4 protein-coding genes are annotated in these 4,071 nt (G+C 25.4%); 3 read left to right on the top strand and 1 reads right to left on the bottom strand.

All coding sequences use genetic code 11. The annotated features are described in order from the left end of the window. Window positions 1-51: 51 nt before the first annotated feature. Window positions 52-1,707: a nucleoside kinase gene (locus tag GBZ86_RS13420; protein ID WP_327445268.1), complete on the bottom strand. Its 1,656-nt coding sequence runs from the start codon at window positions 1,705-1,707 to the stop codon at window positions 52-54. A 130-nt stretch (window positions 1,708-1,837) separates the two neighbouring features. On the opposite strand from GBZ86_RS13420, the gene GBZ86_RS13415 reads away from it, so the two are divergent. The 3 genes from GBZ86_RS13415 (at window position 1,838) to fba (ending at window position 3,912) form a co-directional block, all read left to right on the top strand. After that, window positions 1,838-2,542, top strand: coding sequence for a YetF domain-containing protein (locus tag GBZ86_RS13415; RefSeq protein WP_152891456.1), 705 nt, complete (start codon window positions 1,838-1,840; stop codon window positions 2,540-2,542). Further along, complete coding sequence (locus GBZ86_RS13410; RefSeq protein ID WP_152891454.1) at window positions 2,539-2,919, top strand: DUF4363 family protein; 381 nt, start codon at window positions 2,539-2,541, stop codon at window positions 2,917-2,919. The genes GBZ86_RS13415 and GBZ86_RS13410 overlap by 4 nt, the downstream gene beginning before the upstream one ends. Window positions 2,920-3,045: 126 nt before the next feature. After that, window positions 3,046-3,912, top strand: coding sequence for a class II fructose-1,6-bisphosphate aldolase (gene fba, locus GBZ86_RS13405; RefSeq protein WP_152891452.1), 867 nt, complete (start codon window positions 3,046-3,048; stop codon window positions 3,910-3,912). Window positions 3,913-4,071 lie beyond the last annotated feature (159 nt).

Genomic DNA, 4,071 nt, shown 5'->3' with positions numbered 1-4,071 from the left:
ACTGAAATAATCATGATTTTTCATTTAACTATTAATATTTGAATATAGGAATTAGTAATTATAAAAACAACTTCCACCAATAAATTCTCTTAATATAGAATTTTCTGGTACTCTGCATATATCTAAATCTTTAAAAAATTTTAATAATTTAATTAACCTTTTAGCTTCATAATATACTATACTATCTTTATTTACCTTTTCTAGTTCATTTAAACAATATTTTTTTAATATAGCAAATTCATAAACTAAAGTAGAATTAAACATAATATCTGCTTGTTCTTGATATATAAAAATATTTTTTTCTTCTCCTCTCTTAATTGAAGGCCACATCTCTAAAGTTTTTTCACAATTATATCCTCTAGATAAAGCATCTCTAACAATCCTTCTAACTTTTCTTACATCAGTAGTAGGAATTCTATTATGATTATCTAAATTTAATTGAGTTAATGCTGATATATATACCTTAAACTTATTTTCTTCTTTTAAAATTTCAGTAAGTTTAGGATTTAATGCATGAATCCCTTCAATTACCAATATGCCATTATAAGGTAGTTTAAGTTTATTGCCATGCCATTCTCTAGAACCAGTTTTAAAATTATATACTGGTATTTCTACTTCTTCTCCTAATAATAACTTATTTAAATGATTATTAAAAAGATTTAAATCTAATGTATAAATAGACTCAAAATCTGGTTTTCCTTCTTCATCTAAAGGAGTATTTTCTCTATTAATAAAATAATCATCTAAAGAAACTGAAATTGGCATATATCCATTTACTCTTAATTGAATTGATAATCTTTTTGAAAATGTTGTTTTACCTGATGAAGAAGGTCCTGCAATTAAAACTACCTTTATATTTTCTTTATCTTTTATCATATCAGCAATTTGTGCTATCTTTTTTTCATGTAATGCTTCTGACACCCTTATTATATCTGTTAAATCTTTGCCTTCTAATTTTTCATTTAAAGCTCCTACACAAGCCACATCTAAAATATTTAACCATCTCTCAGTTTCTCTAAAAACATTTGCTAATTGTTTTTGTTGTACAAAAGGAATAATTATGGTAGGATTTTTGTGACTTGGTAAGCTTAAAATAAAACCTGGTTCATAAAAAATTACATCAAAATACTTTAATATTCCTGTAGAATATGCCATATCACCATAAAAATAATCATATCTATCTTCTATTTTATAAAGCTTAACTTTTTCAACTTTAACATTCTGCAATAATTTAACTTTATCTTCCATTTTATATTTTTTAAAAATTTCTATAGCATCTTCTTTTTTGAATTCAAGTTTTTCTATAACTATATTTTTTTTTATAATTTCTTGCATTCTATTTTTTATGAGCAGTATATCTTCTTTATTTAATGCTTTTAATTTATATACTTCTCCAAATATACCTTTATTTATAGAATGTTCTATATTTATTCTTGCTTCATTAAAAATATCTAAAGTAGCTTTTATAAATACAAATTGTAATGTTCTAGCATATGCTATCATTGCCAATGTATTATTAGTTCTAACCCATTCCAATATTCCATCTTCTTTAATTTCATCTGTAAGTTCATAATAAGTATTATTTAACTTTGCTAAAGTTATGGGGATTTCATCATGTATATAATTATTTTCTAATAATTTATATATTTTCTCTCCTTTATTTATATTTAAAATTTTTTTATTTAATGTAATTTTTAATTTTTTCACATTTTCACAACCCCTTATAGTTATTTTACATATTTTGTATAATTATACTGTTTTAAACTATTAAAATACTAAAAATTTAAGAATAATTATAATTTTTTTTCACATTATACTATATGAGGAGGGATTGAATTTGTTTATAGTATTTATAAGAACTGCAATATTATACTTATTAGTAATACTTGTTATTAGATTAATGGGAAAAAGACAAGTTGGAGAACTTCAACCTTTTGAATTGGTCATCACTATTATGATTTCTGATTTAGCAGCATTACCTATGCAAGATACACGCTTACCACTTTTATTGGGTATTATTCCAATTACTACACTTTTATTTATAAGAACTATCTTAGCTGAATTACAGTTTAGAAGTAAATTCATTCGAAAAGTTATAGATGGTACTCCTTCTATATTAATCAGTAATGGAAAATTAAATATAAAAAATCTTATTACTCAAAGACTAACAGCAGAAGATATATTAGAGGAATTAAGAATTCGTGGTTATTTAGATGTAAATCAAGTTCAATACGCTATAATGGAAAATAACGGAGAAATATCCATAATACCCAAAGCCAAATATGATATTATAACCAAAGATGATTTAAATTTAAAAAGAACTAATCCTAGTATTCCTATAATTATATATTCTGATGGTAAATTTAATTTTAAAGCTTTAAAAAAAATTAAAAAAAATGAAAACTGGGTATTTGAAGAATTAAAAAAATTAAACTCTCCATCAATTGATGATATATATATGATAGTTTTAAATTCTAATAACAAAATAACATATGAAGAAAAAAATAAAATCGAAAATTTTTCCGGAGATGAAATATTATGAAAAACACTATAATATCTTTTTTTATTTTCTTTATGGTTTTTGCCTTTGTAACTATATACAATAATAAACTTACAACTTTTTGTAATAATGTTTTAAACACAAGTAATGAATTAGAAGAATTATTATGTAAAGAAAATTGGCAAAAAAGCTATGAAAAAACTTTAGAATTAAAAAAGCTTATGTCAAAAGGCTTTAAGGATATATCTATATATATAAACCATGAAAATGTAGATAATTTAAATACTGAAGTATTAAAACTAACTCAATTTGTAAAGGTTAAATCTAATGGTGATGCTCTTTCTACTATTCATGCTATAAAATGTTTTGCTGAATATTTAAAGGAATTAGAGGAAATTAATTTAATTAATATTTTTTAAATTTTATACTTTTAGTATAGAATTTATGTAAATTATAGTTTATAATATAAACAAAGGGATAAGTCCCACTGGGACATATAATGTCCCTTTACATACAATTTTTATTTTTTGAAAGGTGGTAAGAACATGGCATTAGTTAATACAAAGGACATGTTAAATAAAGCAAGAGAAGGACAATATGCAGTTGGTCAGTTCAACATTAATAACTTAGAGTGGACAAAAGCAATATTATTAACTGCTCAGCAAAATAATTCACCAGTTATATTAGGAGTATCTGAAGGTGCTGCAAAATATATGTGTGGTTTTAAAACTATAGTTGGAATGGTTAACGGAATGTTAGAAGAATTAAAAATAACAGTTCCTGTTGCTTTACACTTAGATCACGGTAGCTACCAAGGTGCTATAGATGCTATGGAAGCTGGATTCTCATCAATCATGTTTGATGGTTCACACTACTCAATCAATGAGAACATTGAGAAAACTACTGAAATAATCAAAATGGCTGAAGCTAAAGGTATTTCTGTAGAAGCTGAAGTTGGTTCAATCGGTGGAGAAGAAGATGGTGTTGTTGGCGCTGGTGAAATAGCAGATCCACAAGAATGTAAATTAATTGCTGATTTAGGAGTTACTATGTTAGCTGCTGGAATTGGTAATATCCATGGACAATATCCTGAAAATTGGCAAGGATTAAACTTTGAAGCTTTAGCTGCTATTAACAATGCTACTGGAAAAATGCCATTAGTATTACATGGTGGTACTGGAATTCCAGAAGACATGATAAAAGAAGCAATTTCATTAGGAGTTTCAAAGATCAATGTTAACACTGAGTGTCAGTTAGTTTTCGCTGCTGCTACTCGTAAATATATTGAAGAAGGTAAAGACTTACAAGCAAAAGGCTTTGACCCTAGAAAATTATTAGCTCCTGGAACTAAAGCTATAGAAGATATAGTTAAAGAAAAAATGGAGTTATTTGGATCAGTAAATAGAGCTTAATAACTTTAATATAAAAGAGTCAGTTTAAACTGCAATGTCATTAAGTTAAGAAAAGTTATATTGTTTATTTTAGAATTGCAAGGTATAGAAATATATCTTGCTCTTTTTTTCAGAAAAAACTTGACAAGTCTATAGAAAAATGCGGCGTAGCCCCTTAAA

This window comes from Clostridium tarantellae, from assembly GCF_009295725.1.
In the GTDB taxonomy this organism is placed as follows: Bacteria; Bacillota; Clostridia; order Clostridiales; family Clostridiaceae; genus Sarcina; species Sarcina tarantellae.
The sequence above is the reverse complement of the archived record's forward strand: the minus strand, read 5'-3'. Positions and strand labels throughout refer to the sequence as shown.